Origin of the sequence: Paucimonas lemoignei (assembly GCF_004342585.1) — a bacterium.
GTDB lineage: Bacteria > Pseudomonadota > Gammaproteobacteria > Burkholderiales > Burkholderiaceae_D > Paucimonas > Paucimonas lemoignei.
Genome location: NZ_SLZQ01000012.1, coordinates 86,106 through 106,018, shown reverse-complemented (window position 1 = coordinate 106,018; position 19,913 = coordinate 86,106). Strand labels below are relative to the sequence as shown.

Sequence of the window (19,913 nt, the reverse complement as noted above, 5' to 3'; positions counted from 1 at the left end):
GTTATTTGATTTGTCTGAGTCTGCGTATTCTATTGGTAGCCGGCACGCCCTGCGGCTGTACCTGCGCCATGCGGGTATTCCAGGCCGGCCCGATCAGCCGCATGCCCTTGACCCGCTTGATTGCCTGCACCACGTAAACTGCGCCAAGGTAGGGCCACCAGCGCTCGCCGGTCTCTTCCATGAACGCGAACCGGTTGAGCCACTTCTCGCGGCTGAATGGCGGCGCATAACAGCCGAAATAGCCGCGATTGACGCCGAGGTTCAGCAGTTTCATCCAGTCCTTTATGCGCGGCATGCTGATGAATTCGACATGCGGCGGCAGAAAAGGCGCCCCCGACAAGCGCCCGACAGCTTGCCGCACGGCCCACAGGCTCGCCGGATTGAAGCCGGTGATGATGACCTGGCCTTCCGGGATCAGAACACGTTCGACCTCACGCAATACCTGATGCGGTTCAGGCGCGAATTCAAGCACATGCGGCAGGACGACCAGATCGAGGCTATGCGAGGCAAAAGGCAATTCGGCGAAATCATGCACCACGACTACCGGCGGCCGGCTGCCATCCAAGGACTTGCCAGGCAATTGCGTATCCGACAACCACTTGTTGGGCATGCGGCTGGATTGCAGCGCATCGATCTGCGGCAGGCCGATCTGCAAGGCATTGAACCCAAAGATATCCGAGGTTAAGGCATCCAGCCTGGCCTGCTCCCATGCCCGCACATAGCTGCCCGCCGGCGTTTCGAGCCAGGATCCGAGCGCTATAATGGGTTTTTCTGATAAGGATTGGGGTATAGGCATGCTCAATGTATTAACGATTCCAGCCTTTGACGACAATTATCTTTGGGTGATTCATGACGGTCGGCATGCCGTCGCAGTCGATCCCGGCGACGCCACTCCCATCATAAAGGCTCTGCACGCACATGGTTTGATGCTCGACGCTATTTTACTGACTCATCGCCACGCTGACCATGTCGGCGGCGTAGCGGAGTTGTTGGAAAAGTGGCAAGTTCCTGTGTACGGCCCTCTCCAGGATCATATTCCTTTCATCACCAACCCGGTCGAGGACGGCGATCATATCCAGATTGCCAGGCCGGCACTGGACCTGACCGTCATCGGCGTGCCTGGACATACCCATGGCCATATCGCCTATTACGCCCAGGAACCACGATGGCTGTTCTGCGGCGACACCCTGTTTGCGGGCGGATGCGGCCGCATCTTCGACGGCACGCCGGCACAGATGGCTGAATCACTGGCAAAGCTGGCTGCCCTGCCCGACGATACACAGGTTTATTGCGCACATGAATATACCCTGTCCAACCTGCGGTTTGCTCGTGAAGTCGAGCCTGGCAATGCGGCGCTGAAGCAGCGCTTCGCCGCTGAAACGGCCAGACGCCAGGAGGGAATACCCACGGTGCCCTCGACGATTGGCCTGGAAAAGGCGACCAACCCCTTCTTGCGTTGTAATAGCCCGGAGATTGCAGAAAGCCTGAAGCGGGCGAACCGCTTGAAGGAGAACGATCCCGTGGCCGTGTTTACAGCTTTGCGGGAATGGAAAAACGGCTACAAATAATCATCATTCCAAGCCGGCCAATCCATCTTTGGTCAATCAGTTACATCACCTAGATTTACCGGTCCGCCTTGACAGGCGACACATACCCCATCCCGCGCTGGGCCAGCATGCCGTGCTGTTTTACCCGCACGATGCTATCCATCCCAACACTCCTTCGCTTAGTCAACTGAATGACTTGCCGCGAAATCCAGATTGCAATTTACTTAATGGCAATCAGAAATTCTGGAGTGTTGTTTGAGCAAGTCCTGTCAAGGTCATAAGACAGGCAAGCTAAGGCTGCGAAGGCTTTTTTTCAAGAACGGGAACTAAAGCGGCAAGTATTTATCCCTAGCAATGCCGGGAATTACCCTGCGGAAAATTTTGCAAGTCAAATCAACAATAACGGTGTTGGGATGAAACCATTAACGGCGCATAAATTCATTCACCCAAGAAATGTAAAATTCCTTGACGCAAGAAAAGCCTCTTCCTTACACTGTGCCCCTAATTTGCCGCCCACACATGCAGGGTCGGTCTTTGAAAGTCTGCCCATGCATCCAACGTTTAAATCCACGCTCGTCATTGCTGCCCTTCTTGTCGCCCAGGCGCCACTTGCTGCCCGCGCCGCCGACATTTCGCTTTACTTGCATGGCAGCGACTATCCTTCGCACTCCCTGGCGTTCGATGAGATGGATGTGTGGGAACGTATCCGCAAGGGCTTTGCCATTCCCGACCTCGACAATTCACTGGTCGTATCGCAAACCAACTGGTATTCAGCCCGTCCGGATTACATCCAGCGCACCACCACGCGCGCTTCGCGTTATCTCTATCACGTCGTCGAGGAACTGGAAAAGCGCCAGATGCCGACCGAACTGGCGCTGCTGCCGTTCATCGAATCGGCTTTCAATCCGCAAGCCTATTCCACCGCCAAGGCGGCAGGCATGTGGCAATTCATTCCCTCGACCGGCCGCGACTTCGATCTGAAGCAAAGCGTTTTCAAGGATGAGCGGCGCGACGTGCTGGCTTCCACCGAAGCGGCGCTGACTTACCTGCAGCGCCTCTACGGCATGTTCGGCGACTGGCAACTGGCGCTGGCCGCCTACAACTGGGGCGAAGGTTCGGTGCAGCGTGCCATCAACAAGAATCGCGCTGCCGGCCTGCCGACCGATTTCAACAGTTTGTCGCGCCTGATGCCTGCCGAGACGCAGAATTACGTGCCGAAGCTGCAGGCAGTAAAAAACATCATCGCCCATCCGGAGCAGTTCGGCATTTCCCTGCCGCGTGTCGATAACCAGCCCTACTTTGTCACGGTCGGCAAGACGCGCGACATCGATATCAAGCTGGCCGCGCAACTGGCGGAATTGTCGCTGGAAGAATTCAAGGCGCTGAACCCGCAATTCAACAAGCCCGTGATCATCGGCAGCGCCGATACGCAAATCCTGCTGCCGAAGAATAACGCCGCCAAATTCAAGGAAAACCTCGCGAACTGGGGCCACTCGCTGTCTTCCTGGACTGCGCACAAGGTTACCGGCGCGCGCGAACGCATTGAATCCATCGCCAAGCGCTTCGGCACCACGCCGCAAGTGATCCGCGAAGTCAACAACATTCCGCCAAAGATGGCCTTGAAGGAAGGCTCCACCATCCTGGTGCCGCGCACCGAACTGACGCCGCAGAAGGATATCGGCGCGGAACTGGCTGACAACGCCGTCATGAAAGTGGTGCCGGATTTGCCGGAGACACGCCGCGTCTATGTCAAGTTCGGCAAGCGCGATTCGCTCGAATCGCTCGCCAAGCGCCATAAGGTCAGCGTGGCGCAAATTCGCGAATGGAATGACTTAAAGAGCGACAAGGTTGCAACGGGCAAGCGGCTGGAACTGCATGTCCCCAACCGCGTCGCCGCGCGTGCTGTCGATGGCGACAATCGTGTCGAGAAACGCGCCGAAAAGCGCACGGTTGTCGCGCACAAGGGCAGCAACGACAAGGCGAACAAGGGTAAAAGCAAGAGCGCCCGCAATGAGCGCACCCGCACAGCGGAGGCAAGCTCGAAACGCAAATCATCTGCACCTGCAGCCAAGGCGTCCAAGTCCCGCGAAGTCGCTTCCAAGAAGCCGTCCACGACACCGCGCAAGACCAGCAAGACCGTCAAGGTCGCAGCAGCGCGCTGATCCGGCATTCTTCAGCGTCTCGGCAGCAAATTCAGCATCACCTTGACGCAAAACTCTGCCGGTTCCTTCCGGCAGCCTCCTGTTCTAGGCTGCCGGCAGGGATGCGTACTGCGCTGCCGCCAGTAAGCGCCTGGTGTATTCCTGGCGCGGCTGGCTGAGCACCTCTTCCGCCGTACCGCTTTCCACGACCTTCCCATCCTTCATCACCAGCACGCGGTGCGCCATGGCGCGGATCACTGCCAGATCATGGCTGATGAAGATGTATGCCAGGCCGTACTTTCGCTGCAGCTCCGCCAGCAGGTGCAGCACCTGCATCTGCACCGACACATCCAGCGCCGAGGTCGGCTCGTCCAGCAACAGCAATTCCGGTTTTAACACCAGGGCGCGGGCAATCGCAATCCTCTGCCGCTGCCCGCCTGAAAACTCGTGCGGATAGCGGGTCATCATTGCGGCGGTCAGGCCGACCTCTTCCAGCGCAGACGCAACCGCCGCCCGCAACTCTTCCTTGCCGAGGCCAGGCTGGTGCAGCGCCAATCCTTCGCCGACAATTTGCTCGACGGTGCGGCGCGGTGACAAGGAAGCAAACGGATCCTGGAACACCACCTGCATCTTGGCGCGCAAGGGCCGTACCTGGCCGCTGCTCATGTCGCTTACCGGCTGATTGTCGAACACGATCCGGCCATCGACCCGGGCCGAAGACAAGCGAAGTAATGCCATGCCGAGCGTGGATTTGCCGGAACCGGATTCGCCGACGATGCCCAGCGTTTCATGCGGGCGCAATTGGACATCGACGGTATCCACGGCGACGAATGGCGTCTTCTTGAACCAGCCGCGACGGGTGTCGAACACACAGCGCACACCATGCGCCTGCAGCAGTGCGTTGCCATCGGCCGGAGCTTTCTGCACCATGCGCTGCGGCCGGCTGTTCAAGAGCTTGCGCGTGTAAGCCTCACGCGGATTGGCAAACAGTTCGCGCGTAGGCGCCATTTCGACCAACCTGCCCTTTTCCATCACGCCGACGCGATCGGCGAAGTGGCTCACCAGGTTGAGGTCGTGGGAAATCATCAGCACGGCCATGTTTTCTTCGCGCTGCAACTGGTTGAGCAGTTCGAGGATCTGCACCTGGATCGTCACGTCGAGCGCCGTGGTCGGTTCGTCGGCAATCAGGAGCTTAGGCCGGCAAGCCAGCGCCATGGCGATCATCGCACGCTGTCGCTGCCCGCCCGAGAGCTGGTGCGGGTACGACAAGGCACGCCGCGCCGGCTCGGGAATGCCAGTCTTTTCCAGCAAGGCGACGGCCTGCAGCGCCGCGTGCTTCGCGCTCAGTCCCTCGTGCAGCATCAGCACTTCGGCGATCTGGTTACCGATGGTGAACAGCGGGTTCAGCGCCGTCATCGGCTCCTGGAAGATCATCGCCACATCCTTGCCGCGCACCGCGCGCATCGCCGACTCGGGCTTTTGCAGCAAGTCCTGGCCTTCGAACAGGATACGTCCCCGGTATTGGGCATCCTGGTTCAGGCGCAGGACGGACAGCGCGGTGACCGTCTTGCCGGAGCCGGATTCGCCGACCAGCGCCAGCTTCTCGCCCGGCGCAACCGTCAGGCTGACATCATCGACCACGGTATTGCCGCCAAAGGCGACCGACAGGTTCTGGATCTGTAAAAGACTCATGCCTTCCTCCGTACATCCAGCGCGTTGCGCAAGGCATCGCCGATATTGGTCAGCAGGAGCAGCATGGTGGTCAGCACGACAAAAGTCGACGTGGCGATCCACCAGGCATCGAGATTGTTTTTGCCCTGTGCCAGCAATTCACCAAGGCTGGGCGTCGAAGGCGGCACGCCCAACCCGAGAAAATCCAGGCTGGTCAGCGCCAGGATGGCGGCGCTCATGCGGAATGGCAGGAAGGTCACCACAGGCGTCAAACTGTTCGGCAGCACATGCCGCCAGATGATCTGTCCATTGGACAGGCCAAGCGCGCGTGCTGCCTGCACGTATTCCAGGTTACGGTTACGCAGGAAATCGGCACGCACGTAATCAGACAAGCCCATCCAGCCGAACAGCGAGAGCAGAATCAGCAACAGGCCAATACTTGGCTGGAAAATCGAGGAAAAAATAATCAGCAGGTATAACTCCGGCATCGATCCCCAGATTTCCATGAAGCGTTGAAATACCAGGTCGATCCGGCCGGCAAAGTATCCCTGGATAGCGCCGGTGATCACGCCCAGCACCACGCCGGTGATCGTCAATGCCAGGCCGAACAGGATCGAAATACGGAAGCCATACAACAGGCGGGCGAACACGTCGCGGCCCCGGTCATCGGTGCCCAGCCAGTTTTCACTGGATGGCGGCGCAGGGTTGGGCGACGTGGCAAAATAATTCAGCGTATCGAAGCGGTAATGGTTAAGGGGATAAATGGCCCAGTTGCCCGGCTTTTGCAACTGTTCCTGAATGAAGGGATCGAGGTAATCCGCCGGCGTTTCGAAATCGCCGCCGAATGCCTTTTCCGAATAATCATGCACGATCGGGAACAGCAACTGCCCGTTGTAACGCGCCACCAGCGGGCGGTCATTGGAAATCACTTCCGCCATCAGGCTGATGGCAAACAGGATGCAAAAGATCACCAGGCTCCAGTAGCCGCGGCGATTCTGCTTGAAGCGCAGCCAGATCCGGCGGCCTGGCGACATCGATGGCGCAGCCGCCGCCACCGCAGTGAAGGTGACGCTCTCCGGCACGACAGCGGTCGCCGGTTCCCTGGGTTCGGAAGGTACGGGCGTAAGATTCATCTGGCAAGACTTTCAAACTGGACGCGCGGGTCGGCCCACACATAGCAGAGGTCGCCGATCAGCTTGACCACGAGGCCGATCAGGGTAAAGAGATACAGCGTGCCCATCACCACCGGATAGTCCCGCCGGATCACCGATTCATACGATAATAATCCCAGGCCATCGAGCGAAAACAGGGTTTCGATCAACAGGCTGCCGGCGAAGAAAGCGCCGATGAAAGCGGCAGGAAAACCCGTCACCAAGGGAATCAGGGCATTGCGAAAGACATGCTTGTACAGCACAGTCTTTTCGCTCAAGCCTTTGGCGCGCGCCGTCAACACATACTGCTTGCGGATCTCTTCCAGAAAGGTGTTCTTGGTCAGCATGGTCATCACGGCAAAGGAGCTTGCCACCGAAGCCGTGACCGGCAAGGTAATGTGCCACAGATAATCCTTGATCTTGCCGAACCAGGACAGAGTTTCCCAGTCATCCGAAGTAAGGCCGCGGAGCGGGAACCATTGCACAAAACTGCCGCCGCCGAACAACACCAGCAAGAACACGCCGAGAACAAAACCCGGAATGGAATAACCGACCAGCACGGCAATACTGGAGGCGACGTCAAAGCGGCTGCCCTCGCGCACGGCCTTGGCGATGCCGAGCGGCAGAGAAATGAAATACGTCAGAAAAAAAGTCCACATGCCCAGGCTGATCGATACCGGCAGCTTGGACTTGACCAATCCCCACACATCCTTGTGGTGATAGAAGCTTTGCCCGAGGTCGAAGGTGGCAAAGCCCTTCAGCATTTGCCAGAAACGTTCCAGAGGCGGCTTGTCGAATCCGTACAATGCCTTGATTTCCGCCACCCGTTCGGCATCGATGCCTTGCCGCCCACGGTATTGCGATGCCCCGCCACCGCTTGCCTCGCCGGCGCCGACCTGTCCTTTCAGTTCCATCATGGCCTGCTCGACCGGCCCGCCGGGAACGAACTGGATGACTGCAAAGGTAATGGCAATCACGCCGAATAGCGTCGGCAGCATCAGCAGCAAGCGCTTGGCAATGTAAGCCCAGATATTCATGTGCCCTTCCCTAATTGACTATTCAGTTTCGCAATGCCGCTTACCTAGGCTTTTCTTCCCACCAGCTTGAGACGACGTAAGGGTTGGCCTGGTAGTACAAGGGCGCGACTTGTGGAATGCCGAAGCGGTTGCGGTAGGCCACGCGATGCGTCGATGAATACCAGTGCGGCACCACGATATATTTATGCAGCAGCACGCGGTCCAGCGCACGAGCCGCCGCGACCAGGTCGCGTCGCGTATCGGCTTTCACCAGCGTTTCGACCAGGCGGTCCACGACCGGGTCCTTCAGGCCCCAGGCATTGTCCGATCCAGGCTGGTCGGCCGCTTTCGAGCCGAAGCGGTCGAACATTTCATTGCCGGGGCTCGTAGTATCGGGGAAACGGATGCTGGTCATGTCGAAATCGAATTCCTCCATGCGTTTTTGCACCAGCGCGAAGTCTGCCGTGCGCTGGCTGACCTGAATACCGAGTTTTTCCAGGTTGCGCACATACACGCTGATCACACGCGACAAGGAGGGCTGGTCGTCGAGGATTTCAAAGGACAGGATTTCGCCTTTTGCATTTCGCAAGGCGCCATCCCGATAAGTCCAGCCCGCCTGCGCCAGCAAATCTCTTGCGGCCAACAGATTGGCGCGCAGCGAAGACGGCGGGTCGGTGCGCGGCGGCACCGGCGCCTGGCCGAATACGGCCGGATCGAGCTTGTTGCGCATGGGCTCCAGCAGGCGCAGCTCGTCCGCCGATGGCAAGCCGGTAGCGGCCATGTCGCTATTATTGAAGAAGGAATAGATGCGCTTGTACTGGCCATAGAACAGCTGCCGGTTCATCCATTCATAGTCGAGCGCCAGGCCCAGCGCGCGGCGCACGCGGATATCCTGGAATTGCGGGCGTCGCAGGTTCATGACGAAGCCCTGCATGCCGGCGCCGTTGGAATGCGTCAGCTCGCGCTTGACGATCTCGCCGTTTTCAAACTTCGGCCCCTTATAGCTGCGCGCCCAGTTCTTGGCGCTGTATTCGACCACCACGTCGAATTCCCCGGCCTTGAAGGCTTCCAGCCGCGCCACGTCATCCTTGTAGAAGCGGTAGACGATGCGGTCGAAATTGAACATGCCCTTACGCGAAGGAATCTCCGTACCCCAGTAATTCGGATTACGCTTGTAAGCGATGCTGCGCCCTACATCGTAGCGCTCGATGAGGTACGGCCCGCTGGCAATCGGCTCTTGCAACTGGATCTTGTCGAAGCTGGTGCCGGCAGCCCACTTGCGCGAAAACACCGGGACGCCGCCGACGATCAGCGGCAATTCATGGTTCTTTGACTTGAAATCGAAACGAACCGTGCGCTCATCGATCACTACGCACTGCTTGACGTCGGCAAACATGATCTTGAACTGCGGCGCGCCCTTGGCCATCAGCGTATCGAAGGAATACTTGACGTCCGCTGCCAGCACCGGATCGCCATTATTGAAACGCGCCTTCGGATTCAGATGAAAGGTCATCGCCATGCGGTCTGGCGCGAGCGTCATGTCGTCGGCCAGCAAGCCATACATCGTGGCGACTTCGTCGGAGGAACCCGTCGCCAGCGACTCGAACATCAGGTCCGACACACCGGCGGCAGACACCCCTTTCAAGGAAAACGGGTTGAACTTGTCAAAGCTGGTGCGGCGATCCGGATTGGCCAGATACAAGGTGCCGCGCTTGGGTGCATCCGGGTTAACGTACGCGAAATGGGTAAATCCTGCCGGGTACTTCGGCGTGTCATAAAGGGAAAATGCATGGTCGGCCCATGCCGGATTAGCCTGGCAGGCGAGCCAGGTCAGCAGCAATATCAGGGTTTTCTTCAGCATTCGTCAGTTCGTAACACCAGGGGAAAACTCCAGCGAAAAACAAAGCCGGCTCAAAGATAAGCAAATTTGAGCCAAGTCTGGCGTATTTTAAGCAAAGTTGTCTTAAACGGGCAGCAAAAACATGACCACTGTCAAGCCATCCAGCCCGGCCTCGATCCGGCAAAAATTTGCCGTCGGTGCCCATAACTCTTACAATCTCGCTCGTTTGCATCACTATAACAGTACATTCGGAGTATCCCATGGCATTCTTGCAAGGCAAAAAAATCCTGATTACCGGCCTGTTGTCCAACCGCTCCATCGCCTATGGCATCGCCACCGCCTGCAAGCGTGAAGGCGCCGAACTGGCGTTCACCTATGTCGGGGACCGCTTCAAAGACCGCATCACCGAATTTGCCAAAGAATTCGACAGTGAACTGGTGTTCAACTGCGACGTCGGCAGCGACGAACAGATCGAAGCCCTGTTTGCCGATCTGGGCAAGTCCTGGAGCCAGCTCGATGGCCTGGTGCACGCGATCGGCTTTGCGCCCCGCGAAGCCATTGCCGGCGATTTCCTCGATGGCTTGTCGCGCGAAGGCTTCAAGATTGCCCATGACATTTCCGCCTACAGCTTCCCGGCAATGGCGAAAGCTGCGCGCAACATGCTGAGCGACAAAGCCGCCCTGCTGACCCTGAGCTACCTCGGCGCCGAGCGTGCCATCCCCAACTACAACACCATGGGCCTGGCCAAGGCTTCCCTGGAAGCCAGCGTGCGTTACATGGCCGAATCGCTCGGCCCGAAAGGCGTGCGCGTCAACGCCATTTCCGCCGGCCCGATCAAGACCCTTGCTGCCAGCGGCATCCAGGACTTCGGCAAGCTGCTGGGCTTCGTCGCCTCGCACGCGCCGCTGCGCCGCAATGTCACCATCGAAGATGTCGGCAATGCCGCCGCCTTCATGCTGTCGGACCTGGCTTCCGGCATCACCGGTGAAATCACCTATGTCGATTGCGGCTTCTCGCACGGCATGGGCTTGAATCAGGCTGATTACGCTTGATTCAACACTGAGCAGAATAGCGGCAGGATGGCCGTCGATGCACAAAAAAATGGACGGCAACCGCCGTCCTTTTTTGCAGCCGGCTTCTGCCAGCCAAAACAAATCCTGCAGGGATTCGCATTCCCCTGTAGAATATCGTTCTTGCGGTGCAGCATACACCGTACAAGTAAGTAACAAGCAGCATCGCGAACCCTTCGCTTCACGTTAAAGCCCTCCCGCCTCCTGGTGTCGTTATCTGAACACCGTCCCGGCGCAAAGCTTTCTGTGCCGAAATCTCCTCTTCTCTACGAGTACGAGTTTTCAGTCGTTTCGTTGGTTGGCGTTGCATTTTTTGCGCTCGCATAATCCCGTCTGTGGATTTGCCGCGCTGATCTTTACGAAAGAAATGAATGACATTTGAATCATTGGGATTGCACGCGTCCATACTCAAGGCCCTGACCGATGCCGGTTACACTGAACCGACCGCGGTGCAGCAGCAAGCCGTTCCGGCAGCCATCGAAGGCCGCGACCTGTTGGTCTCGTCACAAACCGGTTCCGGCAAGACTGCAGCATTCATGCTGCCTTCCCTGCACAAGTTTGCATCACAAGAATCCGCTCCGGTTGGCAGCAAAACCCCTAATCAGGAACGCCAGGCAGCACGTGCACGCGGCGATCGTCCGCGCTTTCAGCCGGCACAACCGAAAATGCTGGTGCTGACGCCGACGCGCGAACTGGCATTGCAAGTTACTACTGCCACCGAAAAATATGGCGCTCACATGCGCCGCGTAAAGGCTGTGTCGATCCTTGGCGGCATGCCGTATCCGAAGCAGATGCAACTGCTGTCGCGTAACCCGGAAATTCTGGTGGCGACGCCTGGACGTCTGATCGACCACATGGAATCGGGCAAGATCGATTTCTCGCAACTGCAGATTCTCGTGCTCGACGAAGCCGACCGCATGCTCGACATGGGCTTCATCGAAGACATCGAGAAAATCGTGGCTGCCACGCCGGAAACGCGCCAGACCATGCTGTTCTCGGCTACGCTCGACGGTGTGGTTGGCTCGATGGCCCGCCGCATCACCCGCGAGCCGCAAGTGATCCAGATCGTCAGCGCCACCAAGCGCCATGAGAATATCCAGCAGCGCGTGCACTTCGTTGACGACCTGTCGCACAAGAATCGCATGCTCGACCAGCTGCTGCGCGACACGTCGATCGACCAGGCCGTGATTTTCACCGCCACCAAGCGCGACGCCGACACCCTGGCCGACCGTCTGACCATCGCCGGCTTTTCGGCCGCTGCCCTGCATGGCGACATGAACCAGGGTGCACGCAACCGCACCTTGAACTCGCTGCGTCGCGGCCAGGTGCAAGTGCTGGTTGCCACCGACGTGGCGGCGCGCGGCATCGACGTGCCGGGAATCACGCACGTGATCAATTACGATTTGCCGAAATTCCCGGAAGATTACGTCCACCGTATCGGCCGTACCGGCCGTGCAGGACGCAATGGCCTGGCGGTCTCGCTGGTGAATCATGCCGAAAACATGCTGATCAAGCGCATCGAGCGCTTCACCAAGCAAACGATTCCGGTTGACGTGATCGAAGGCTTAGAGCCGAAGAAAACGGCAGCGCCGGCACGCGCGGCGCGCAAGCCGCAAGGCTGGAAGCCGGGCGCCGGACGCAGCGCAGGCAATGGCAGCGGCCATGCCAAGCCGGGCCAGCGCACGTTCAGCAAGCCGAATGCGCCGCGCAAGGATGGCAGTGGTTACAAAGGCGCCCGTGCGGATGGTGGCGCACGCCGCTCGTACGGCGATTGATAAGCCATAAAGCTGCGTTAGGTGCAGCTTTAACACAAGACGGCTGCCGGGATTTTCCCGCAGCCGTTTTTATTTGCCCGTGCTGCTTCTAATACCAGTCAACTTGCCGATGGCAAGATAGCGCCATTCAGGCGCTCGCCAATTTATCAGGCTACTCAGAGCGCGCAGGTACGAAAACCGGCAAAGATATCGCGCCTTCCGGGCAAATAGAAATTGCGGAATTTCGCCGAGCGCATGCGCATGGGCGTGGCAAAGGACGCGCCGCGCAAGACCTGATGCGTGCCGAACCATGGCGCGGAATATTCGCGATAGGCATCAGCCGCAAAACCGGAATAGGCTTCGAATCGCGAAGCAGTCCATTCCCACTGCGCGCCCCAGCGAAAGTCCGGATGATTCGCCAAGGCCGCATATTCCCACTCGGCTTCGGTCGGCAGGCGCCGTTTGCTCCAGGTGCAAAACGCCTGCGCCTCATGCAGGCTGACATGGCGCACCGGCTCATTCGGCATTAGAGTTTCAAGTCTTCCGAAGCGACGTACCTGCCATTGCCGGCCATCGCGCTGCCAGTAAAGCGGCTCTGAACAAGCCTTGCGCCGCAGCCAATCCTGTCCATCAGGCGTCCACAGGCGGGCATCGTGGTAGCCCCCATCCGCGACAAATTCCATGTACTGCGCATTGCTTACCGACGAGGCATCGATCTCGAATGCCGACACTTCGCGACAGTGCGCCCATTTTTCATTATCGAAGACGAATCCGCCGCCTGCCGCGCAGCCGAGCATGAAGCTATTTCCTTCAAAACGGATTACGCCACGATTGCAAGACTGCGACGGCACTTGCCGAAGCCCGGGCGGCATTTCCAGGTCCAGGGTTTGCAAGGTATAAGCAAAGGCTTCGCCATGCATGTCTTCATGTGCGAGCGCCAGCCGGAATGGGTAAAGCGCGTCGTCGCGAAAAGGTGCCACGGCCAGCTTTTCCAATACCCTGTCATGCACCTGCCCGAAATACGACTTCAGCACATTTGCATCCGGAAGGTCGAGCGACCAGCGCTGATCATGCGCCACCGTATTGGAGTCGAACCAGCGGTCTGCGCCATCGAGAAGAGAGGGACGTTTCGCTGCCGCAGGATGGCTCGATTCCGCTTCCCGCAGGATGTACCATTCGGCGAACCAGGCGATATGCCCCAGTTCCCACAACGGCGGATTCACAATGGCAAGGCACGGCACGCGATCCGCCACATCCATCCCGGCGCGTTGAAAACAGTCGAACAAGGCCAGCGTATAATCGCGCGCATCATCGAAAGCTTGCGCCAGTTGGGCTGGCGAAGCCTTACGAAAAGAAATGTCCGCGAATGGCTGGATAGAACCCATACAGGAAACCGGCGAAAGTGAAGCCACATATTGTCATGATCAGCCCCGCGCTGGCAAATGCCAACAATGGCAACTGGCAGACCGCCAGCCGTTGGGCAAACTTCCTGCGCCAGCGCCACGCGGTGACGATCTTGCCAAGCAATGACCCGGAAACCTGGTCATCTATCGATAAGCCTGACCTGCTCGTCGCCCTGCATGCGCGCCGCTCGGCCGCGGCAATGGAGGCGTTACGCGAACGCTATCCGGATGTGCCTTCGATCGTGGTATTGACCGGCACCGACCTGTACCGGGATATCCATGTCGATACCAGTGCGCAGTTGAACTTGCAGCATGCCGGCCGGCTGGTGGTGCTGCAAGAAGCCGGCCTGCAGGAACTGGCGCCGGCATGGCGCGAGAAGGCATGTGTCATTCATCAGTCGGCGCCTTCATTGAAGCCCATCGGCGCCGCCTGCAAAAGCCGCATGCCGCGCTTCGAGGTTTGCATGATCGGCCATCTGCGGGCAGAAAAGGATCCGGCCACCTTCATGCAGGCAGCCGCCCTGCTCACCTCGCCAGGCATACGTCTCACGCACATCGGCGGTGCATTGGATGCCGAACTTGCCGCCATGGCCGAGGCCACTGCTGCGGCACATTCCCATTACCGCTGGCTTGGCTCGCTGGCGCACGACGATGTGCTGCATCACTTGCGGCGCTGCCACCTGATGGTGTTGACATCCAGGATGGAAGGCGGCGCCAACGTCATCATTGAAGCGCTGATGTGCGGCGTGCCGGTGCTGGCATCGAATATCTCCGGCAACCGCGGCATGCTCGGCGAGGATTACGAGGGTTATTTCGCGGTGGGCGATAGTGCCGCGCTCGCCCAGGCCATCGCGCGCGCAGCCGCTGATTCCGTGTTTTACAAGCGGCTGGCTGAGCAATGCCAGGCCCGCGCATTTCTCTTTACACCCGAGCGAGAGGAAGCGGCGGTGCAGCAGTTGGTGGATAATATGCTCAACAGCAAGTCAACTAACAGGAATCCCTTCCCATGAATGCACCTACCGATGCCGGCATCCGGCTGACTTCCTTTTCCCATGGCGGCGGCTGCGGCTGCAAGATCGCGCCCGGCGTGCTGTCCGAAATCCTGAAAAAGTCGAGCGGTTTCGCAGTGCCAAAGGAACTGCTTGTAGGCATTGAAACCTCGGATGACGCGGCCGTCTACAAACTGAATGACGAACAGGCGCTGGTGGCGACTACCGACTTTTTCATGCCCATCGTCGATGATCCATTCGACTTCGGCCGCATCGCCGCCACCAATGCCATCTCGGATGTGTATGCCATGGGCGGCACGCCGATCATGGCGCTGGCTCTCGTCGCCATGCCGGTCAACCAGTTGCCGATCGATGTCATCGGCAAGGTCATCCAGGGCGGCGAAGCAGCCTGTGCCGAGGCCGGCATTCCGATCGCCGGCGGCCACACGATCGATTCGGTCGAACCGATCTATGGACTGGTCGTCATGGGTCTGGTGCATCCGGACAAGCTCAAGCGCAACGCCGATGCCCGCGCCGGCGACAAGCTCATCCTCGGTAAGCCGCTCGGGGTTGGCATCCTGTCGGCGGCGTTGAAAAAGAATGCGCTCGATGCCGACGGCTATGCCGCCATGGTCGCCAACACCACCAAGCTCAACAAGCCGGGCAAGGCTTTGTCGGAACTGGCCGGTGTCCATGCCTTGACCGACGTCACCGGTTTCGGTTTGCTGGGCCACACGCTGGAACTGGCGCGCGGCGCCGGCCTGACAGCGCGCATCGACATGGCGAACGTGCCGCTGCTGCCGCGCGTGGCGCAATTGGCGGAAAGCGGTTACGTAACCGGCGCATCCGGCCGCAACTGGGCAGGATATGGCCATGAAGTCACGCTGGCGCCAGGCATCAGCCCGGTGCAGCAAGCCTTGTTGACCGATCCGCAGACTTCCGGCGGCTTGCTGGTATCGTGCGCGCCCGATGCAGTGGAAGCAGTGCTCGACCTCTTCCGCCGCGAAGGATTTGGCGAGGCTGCGGTGATCGGTGAAATGACCGAAGGCCTTGCCAGCATCGAAGTAAAGTAAAGGCTTCACCACCGAAGAGTTCCACAAAAGCCATTGATATTTCCGATGGCTTTTGTCCGTTTTTTCTTAGGGTCACATCATGAATTTTCATGATGCAAATTCAATGTGACCGAACTCACTTTACCCCGGCATTTTTTTTCGCTAACTTCTGTTGCAAGTTTATTCTCCAAGAGAGAGCCTGCGCACGAACTGTGCAGGACAGGGATTGGAGATTGAACCTTGCAAAGTCAAAACAATTCGGGCGCCACAACTGCTTCCAGCAAGACAAGATGGCGCCGGATTTTCTGGTTGTTTTTCTCTTTCGTCATCGTGCTCGGGGTAGCCGGCATCCTGACCCTATTTTCCGTCCATTCCTATATCAAGCGCCAGCAGACGACGCTGCCGGAACTGACCGCCATTGACAAGTTTCGCAATGCGCGGCCCAGCAAGGTCTTTGCCGCCGACGGTACGCTTCTCACCGAATTCAAACAAACCCAGCAAGTGCCCATCAGCTTGCAGCAAGTCTCCCCCTACGTATTGCAGGCCCTGGTCGCGACGGAAGACCAGCGCTTTTACGAACATGAGGGGATCGACCTGCGCCGTACCGCGGCTGCCCTGTTATATACCCTGACGGGTCGCGGCCAGGGCGGCTCGACCATTACCCAGCAACTGGCGCGCAATTTCTTTCCTGAAGAAATAGGCCGCGAGCGCAGCATCCAGCGCAAGGTGCGCGAAATGCTCACGGCGCTGAAAATCGAGCAGACCTACGGCAAGCACGAAATCCTGGAGCTGTATCTCAATACCGTGCCGTTCCTGTACAACGCCTATGGTATCGAGATGGCTGCCCGCACCTATTTCAACAAGCCGGCTGCCGAACTCAGCATCCCGGAAAGCGCGACCCTGGTAGGCATGCTGAAAGGCACGCACTATTACAACCCGGTAAAGAATCCCGAGCGCTCACTGAAGCGGCGCAACGTCGTGCTGCACCAGATGCTGCAACAAGGCTGGCTGACTCAACAGCAATTCGAACAATTCCGCGCGCAACCGCTAGGCGCCAAACTGTACCGCACGCCGCCTCCCGCCGTCGGGCCGGCGCCGCATTTCGCTGCCTACGTGAGCAAATGGCTGACCGACTGGTCCGAACGCAACGGCATCGATCTGTATGCCGATGGCGTGGTGGTGCAGACGACGCTGGATATGCGCCTGCAAGCCGCCGCCGAAAAGGCGGTCGAGCGGCAGACCCAGGCGCTGCAGCGCATTGCCGATGTCGAATGGGCGTCGAGCCAGCTCAACACCATGATGAGCGCCGATTCGTACGCCCGCAAGCACAAGCAGATCGTCCCGTTCAACTATCTATGGAAATCGCGCCCGGAACTCATCGAAACCTTCATCCGTGAAAGCGCCGACTACAAGAAATATGCCGCGGGCGGCGCCGGCCCGGCGATGGCCTATCTGCAGATGAAGACCGACCATGAATTCATGCGCCGGCTGCTGGCCGACAAAACCCGTCTCGAAGCCGGATTCGTCGCCATGGACCCGGGCAGCGGCGAAGTGAAGGCATGGGTAGGCAGCCGGGATTTCAGCGTCGACCAGTTCGACCATGTCGCCCAGGCGGTGCGCCAGCCGGGTTCGACCTTCAAACCCTTCGTCTATGGCGCCGCGCTCGAACAGGGCATCAGCCCCCGGCATACCTACCGTGGAGGCCGGGTGGAGATCATGCTGGCGGATGGATCGAGCTGGAAACCCTCCGACATGGATGTGGCCACCCGCCCGATGAGCTTGCGCGAAGGCCTGGTGTACTCGAAGAACACCATCACGGCCCAGGTCATGGAAGAAGTCGGCGTCGACCAGGTGGTGGAGCTGGCGCAGGCAATGGGCGTGCGGCAAAGCCGGCTCGACCCTGTCGTCTCGATTGCACTGGGCACGAGCCCGGTGACCTTGCTGGAGATGGTGACTTCCTATGCCACCATCGCGCGGGCCGGAGAATACCGGGCGCCGGTTGCGGTGAAGCGCATCCTGGACCGCAATGGCAAGGTCTTGGCCGAGTTTGGTGGCCAACCGGGCCAGCGCGTGCTTTCCGAGGAAGCCTCGACCGAACTGATCGACATGCTGCGCGGCGCCGTACGCCAGGGCACCGGTCAATTGGTCAGGCAGCAGTTCGGCATCAGCGCCGACGTTGCAGGCAAGACTGGCACCACGCAGAACAATACCGACGGCTGGTTCATCCTCATGCACCCGGAAATGGTCGCGGGCGCCTGGATCGGCTTCAATGACCAGCGCATCACCATGCGCAGCAGTTACTGGGGCCAGGGCGGCCACAACGCGATCCTGGTGGTGGGGGATTTTTTCAAGAATGCCTTGCGCGAACGGCAGATCGACATGGCGGCCAAGTTCCCGCTTCCCGAGCGCGAATTCATGACCGCCGGCTCCACCAGTTACGGCAGTGACGGCGATCCTGACGAAGCCGCCGGCAATGAATCCAGCGGGGCGCAAGCCAACGACCCGTTGCAGGAACAGGATGGCGGGATGCTGCCTCAGGCCGGACTTCCCGCAGGTCACGGCATCATCGTCCGACGCAAGGGCGACCGCATCCTGATCGGCGATGCCCCTGGCATACGAAGCCTGGAAAACGACCGGGCGCCCGCCGTTTCCAGCAGGATCGGCATAGCGGGACCGGCTAGTCTTCCTTGACGCCTGAAATCCCCAGTTCCTGAATTTTGCGGGTAATGGTATTGCGGCCAATCCCCAGCCGCACGGCAGCATCGTTCTTGCGGCCATGCGTATGTTTGAGCGCTGCCTTGATGAGGGTCGATTCAAACTGGCGGCCCAATGCATCCATCACTTCGGACTGGCCGGAGGATAGCATCTGCGCCGCTTCCGATTCCAGCAAGGAGAGCCAGCTTTCCTTGTCCGCGCCGTTGGCAGCGGAATAGCTCATCACATTCGGCGCCACAGCCTGGGGCATGCCATGCATCAGCGCGCCCCCCGGCGGTGCATCGGCAGCCGGCAATGCACCAACTTGCGTCGCCGCCGAGCTTGAGCTGACGGCCATGGTCAGCGCCATTTCCGACGCGGCGACAAGATGAGGCTCGCTACCCTGCTCGTCGATCAGATCCTGTGGCAGATCCTTGATTTCGACAGTCTGGCCCGGCGCCATGACCGTGATCCAGTTGCACAGGTTTTCCAGCTGCCGCACGTTGCCCGGCAATTCGCGCGTGGCCAAGAATTGCATGGCGCTTTCCGACATGCGCTTGGGTTCGACGCCGAGCTGCTTGGCGCTCTGGCTGAGGAAATATCGCGTCAACAGCGGAATATCCTCGCGCCGTTCACGCAGGCTGGGAAGTCGCAAGCGAATGACGTTCAGGCGATGAAACAAGTCTTCGCGGAACAAGCCATCCTTGACGCGCTGTTCCAGGTTCTGGTGAGTCGCCGCGATGACGCGCACGTTAGCCTTTAAAGGCTGGTGTCCGCCGACGCGATAGAAATGGCCATCGGACAGCACGCGCAACAGCCGTGTCTGCAAATCGAAGGGCATGTCGCCGATCTCGTCGAGGAACAGCGTGCCGCCCTCGGCTTGCTCGAAGCGGCCGCGCCGCGTCACCTGGGCGCCGGTAAAGGCGCCGCGCTCATGGCCGAACAATTCGGACTCCAGCAAATCCTTCGGGATTGCCGCGGTATTGAGCGCGATGAACGGCTGCGAGGCGCGCGGACTGTGCTTGTGCAGCGCACGCGCGACCAGTTCCTTGCCGGAGCCCGATTCGCCGGTGATGAGCACGGTAACATTGGATTGCGACAGGCGGCCGATGGCGCGAAACACATCCTGCATCGCCGGCGCCTGGCCTAGGATTTCCGGCGTTTCGGTGCTGGCCTGTTCGACGCTGGCTTCTCGCAGGCTTTCTTCCAGCGCGCGCCGGATCAGTTCAACGGCCTTGTCGACGTCGAAAGGCTTGGCGAGGTATTCGAAGGCGCCGCCCTGGAATGCCGCCACGGCCGAATCGAGGTCGGAGAAGGCGGTGATGATAATGACCGGCAGTCCCGGATGACTGGCCTTTACTGCCTGCAGCAGCTCCAGCCCGGTTTCGCCCGGCATGCGGATATCCGACACGAGGACTTGCGGCGTGCTGGTCTTGAGCGCATCCATGGCATCGCGCGCATTGCCGAAGCTGCGCGTAGCCAGGTTTTCGCGGGCGAGCGCCTTTTCCAGCACCCAGCGAATCGATTCATCGTCATCAACAATCCAGATTGGTTTCATATTCTCTTTCTCTCATACGCTGCGGCC

15 protein-coding genes are annotated in these 19,913 nt (G+C 59.3%); 7 read left to right on the top strand and 8 right to left on the bottom strand.

Annotated elements, in window-relative coordinates; genetic code table 11:
* Position 1 precedes the first annotated feature (1 nt).
* Positions 2-796, bottom strand: a complete 795-nt coding sequence (locus EDC30_RS16025) for a class I SAM-dependent methyltransferase (protein ID WP_132259861.1) — start codon at positions 794-796, stop codon at positions 2-4.
* On the opposite strand from EDC30_RS16025, the gene gloB reads away from it, so the two are divergent.
* Positions 795-1,568, top strand: a complete 774-nt coding sequence (gloB, locus tag EDC30_RS16020) for a hydroxyacylglutathione hydrolase (RefSeq protein ID WP_132259860.1) — start codon at positions 795-797, stop codon at positions 1,566-1,568. The two genes, EDC30_RS16025 and gloB, sit on opposite strands and share 2 nt — an antisense overlap.
* Before the next feature lie 527 nt (positions 1,569-2,095).
* The gene (locus EDC30_RS16015; protein ID WP_132259859.1) at positions 2,096-3,709 is read left to right on the top strand and encodes a transglycosylase SLT domain-containing protein; all 1,614 of its coding nucleotides are present in this window, start codon (positions 2,096-2,098) and stop codon (positions 3,707-3,709) included.
* A gap of 84 nt (positions 3,710-3,793) precedes the next feature.
* Here the strand turns inward: EDC30_RS16015 and EDC30_RS16010 are convergent, their stop codons facing one another.
* The 5 genes from EDC30_RS16010 to EDC30_RS15990 all read right to left on the bottom strand — a co-directional run bounded on the left by EDC30_RS16010 (position 3,794) and on the right by EDC30_RS15990 (position 9,628).
* A complete protein-coding gene (locus tag EDC30_RS16010) occupies positions 3,794-5,380 on the bottom strand; it encodes an ABC transporter ATP-binding protein (RefSeq protein ID WP_132259858.1) in 1,587 nt (528 codons plus the stop codon).
* On the bottom strand, positions 5,377-6,393 hold the full coding sequence (locus EDC30_RS16005) for an ABC transporter permease (RefSeq protein ID WP_243656821.1): 1,017 nt from the start codon (positions 6,391-6,393) through the stop codon (positions 5,377-5,379). The genes EDC30_RS16010 and EDC30_RS16005 overlap by 4 nt, the downstream gene beginning before the upstream one ends.
* Before the next feature lie 95 nt (positions 6,394-6,488).
* Positions 6,489-7,547, bottom strand: a complete 1,059-nt coding sequence (locus EDC30_RS16000; RefSeq protein WP_132259856.1) for a microcin C ABC transporter permease YejB — start codon at positions 7,545-7,547, stop codon at positions 6,489-6,491.
* A 40-nt stretch (positions 7,548-7,587) separates the two neighbouring features.
* Positions 7,588-9,387: an extracellular solute-binding protein gene (locus EDC30_RS15995; protein WP_132259855.1), complete on the bottom strand. Its 1,800-nt coding sequence runs from the start codon at positions 9,385-9,387 to the stop codon at positions 7,588-7,590.
* A complete protein-coding gene (locus EDC30_RS15990) occupies positions 9,335-9,628 on the bottom strand; it encodes a hypothetical protein (protein ID WP_132259854.1) in 294 nt (97 codons plus the stop codon). Before EDC30_RS15990 ends, EDC30_RS15995 begins: the two co-directional genes overlap by 53 nt.
* Between EDC30_RS15990 and fabI the strand changes: the two genes are divergently transcribed.
* Together fabI and EDC30_RS15980 are read left to right on the top strand one after the other, a co-directional pair.
* Complete coding sequence (gene fabI, locus EDC30_RS15985; protein ID WP_132259853.1) at positions 9,627-10,418, top strand: enoyl-ACP reductase FabI; 792 nt, start codon at positions 9,627-9,629, stop codon at positions 10,416-10,418. The genes EDC30_RS15990 and fabI overlap by 2 nt on opposite strands.
* A gap of 389 nt (positions 10,419-10,807) precedes the next feature.
* Positions 10,808-12,211 carry a DEAD/DEAH box helicase gene (locus EDC30_RS15980; protein ID WP_132259852.1) on the top strand — a complete coding sequence of 468 codons (1,404 nt, stop codon included), beginning with the start codon at positions 10,808-10,810 and terminating at the stop codon, positions 12,209-12,211.
* Positions 12,212-12,366: 155 nt separating this feature from the next.
* On the opposite strand, the gene senA is transcribed toward EDC30_RS15980, so the two are convergent.
* Positions 12,367-13,575 (bottom strand): selenoneine synthase SenA, encoded by a 1,209-nt coding sequence (gene senA, locus EDC30_RS15975; RefSeq protein ID WP_132259851.1) that lies wholly within the window; start codon positions 13,573-13,575, stop codon positions 12,367-12,369.
* 17 nt (positions 13,576-13,592) lie between these two features.
* Here senA and senB point away from each other — a divergent pair, with 17 nt between their 5' ends.
* The 3 genes from senB to EDC30_RS15960 all read left to right on the top strand — a co-directional run bounded on the left by senB (position 13,593) and on the right by EDC30_RS15960 (position 18,325).
* Positions 13,593-14,603 (top strand): selenoneine biosynthesis selenosugar synthase SenB, encoded by a 1,011-nt coding sequence (senB, locus tag EDC30_RS15970; protein ID WP_243656818.1) that lies wholly within the window; start codon positions 13,593-13,595, stop codon positions 14,601-14,603.
* A complete protein-coding gene (gene selD / locus EDC30_RS15965) occupies positions 14,600-15,655 on the top strand; it encodes a selenide, water dikinase SelD (protein WP_132259850.1) in 1,056 nt (351 codons plus the stop codon). Before senB ends, selD begins: the two co-directional genes overlap by 4 nt.
* Before the next feature lie 288 nt (positions 15,656-15,943).
* Positions 15,944-18,325: a penicillin-binding protein 1A gene (locus EDC30_RS15960; RefSeq protein WP_243656817.1), complete on the top strand. Its 2,382-nt coding sequence runs from the start codon at positions 15,944-15,946 to the stop codon at positions 18,323-18,325.
* Here EDC30_RS15960 and ntrC read toward each other — a convergent pair.
* Positions 18,312-19,886: a nitrogen regulation protein NR(I) gene (ntrC, locus tag EDC30_RS15955; protein WP_132259848.1), complete on the bottom strand. Its 1,575-nt coding sequence runs from the start codon at positions 19,884-19,886 to the stop codon at positions 18,312-18,314. The two genes, EDC30_RS15960 and ntrC, sit on opposite strands and share 14 nt — an antisense overlap.
* Positions 19,887-19,913: the final 27 nt, after the last annotated feature.

Excerpts from the sequence above, each read along its gene's own strand:
- EDC30_RS16010 (WP_132259858.1), bottom strand. The coding sequence starts at position 5,380 with ATGAGTCTTTTACAGATCCAGAACCTGTCGGTCGCCTTTGGCGGCAAT.
- gloB (WP_132259860.1), top strand. The coding sequence starts at position 795 with ATGCTCAATGTATTAACGATTCCAGCCTTTGACGACAATTATCTTTGG.
- EDC30_RS15980 (WP_132259852.1), top strand. The coding sequence starts at position 10,808 with ATGACATTTGAATCATTGGGATTGCACGCGTCCATACTCAAGGCCCTG.
- selD (WP_132259850.1), top strand. The coding sequence starts at position 14,600 with ATGAATGCACCTACCGATGCCGGCATCCGGCTGACTTCCTTTTCCCAT.
- EDC30_RS15995 (WP_132259855.1), bottom strand. The coding sequence starts at position 9,387 with ATGCTGAAGAAAACCCTGATATTGCTGCTGACCTGGCTCGCCTGCCAG.
- EDC30_RS16015 (WP_132259859.1), top strand. The coding sequence starts at position 2,096 with ATGCATCCAACGTTTAAATCCACGCTCGTCATTGCTGCCCTTCTTGTC.
- ntrC (WP_132259848.1), bottom strand. The coding sequence starts at position 19,886 with ATGAAACCAATCTGGATTGTTGATGACGATGAATCGATTCGCTGGGTG.
- EDC30_RS16025 (WP_132259861.1), bottom strand. The coding sequence starts at position 796 with ATGCCTATACCCCAATCCTTATCAGAAAAACCCATTATAGCGCTCGGA.
- EDC30_RS16000 (WP_132259856.1), bottom strand. The coding sequence starts at position 7,547 with ATGAATATCTGGGCTTACATTGCCAAGCGCTTGCTGCTGATGCTGCCG.
- EDC30_RS16005 (WP_243656821.1), bottom strand. The coding sequence starts at position 6,393 with ATGTCGCCAGGCCGCCGGATCTGGCTGCGCTTCAAGCAGAATCGCCGC.
- EDC30_RS15990 (WP_132259854.1), bottom strand. The coding sequence starts at position 9,628 with ATGGGATACTCCGAATGTACTGTTATAGTGATGCAAACGAGCGAGATT.
- fabI (WP_132259853.1), top strand. The coding sequence starts at position 9,627 with ATGGCATTCTTGCAAGGCAAAAAAATCCTGATTACCGGCCTGTTGTCC.
- senA (WP_132259851.1), bottom strand. The coding sequence starts at position 13,575 with ATGGGTTCTATCCAGCCATTCGCGGACATTTCTTTTCGTAAGGCTTCG.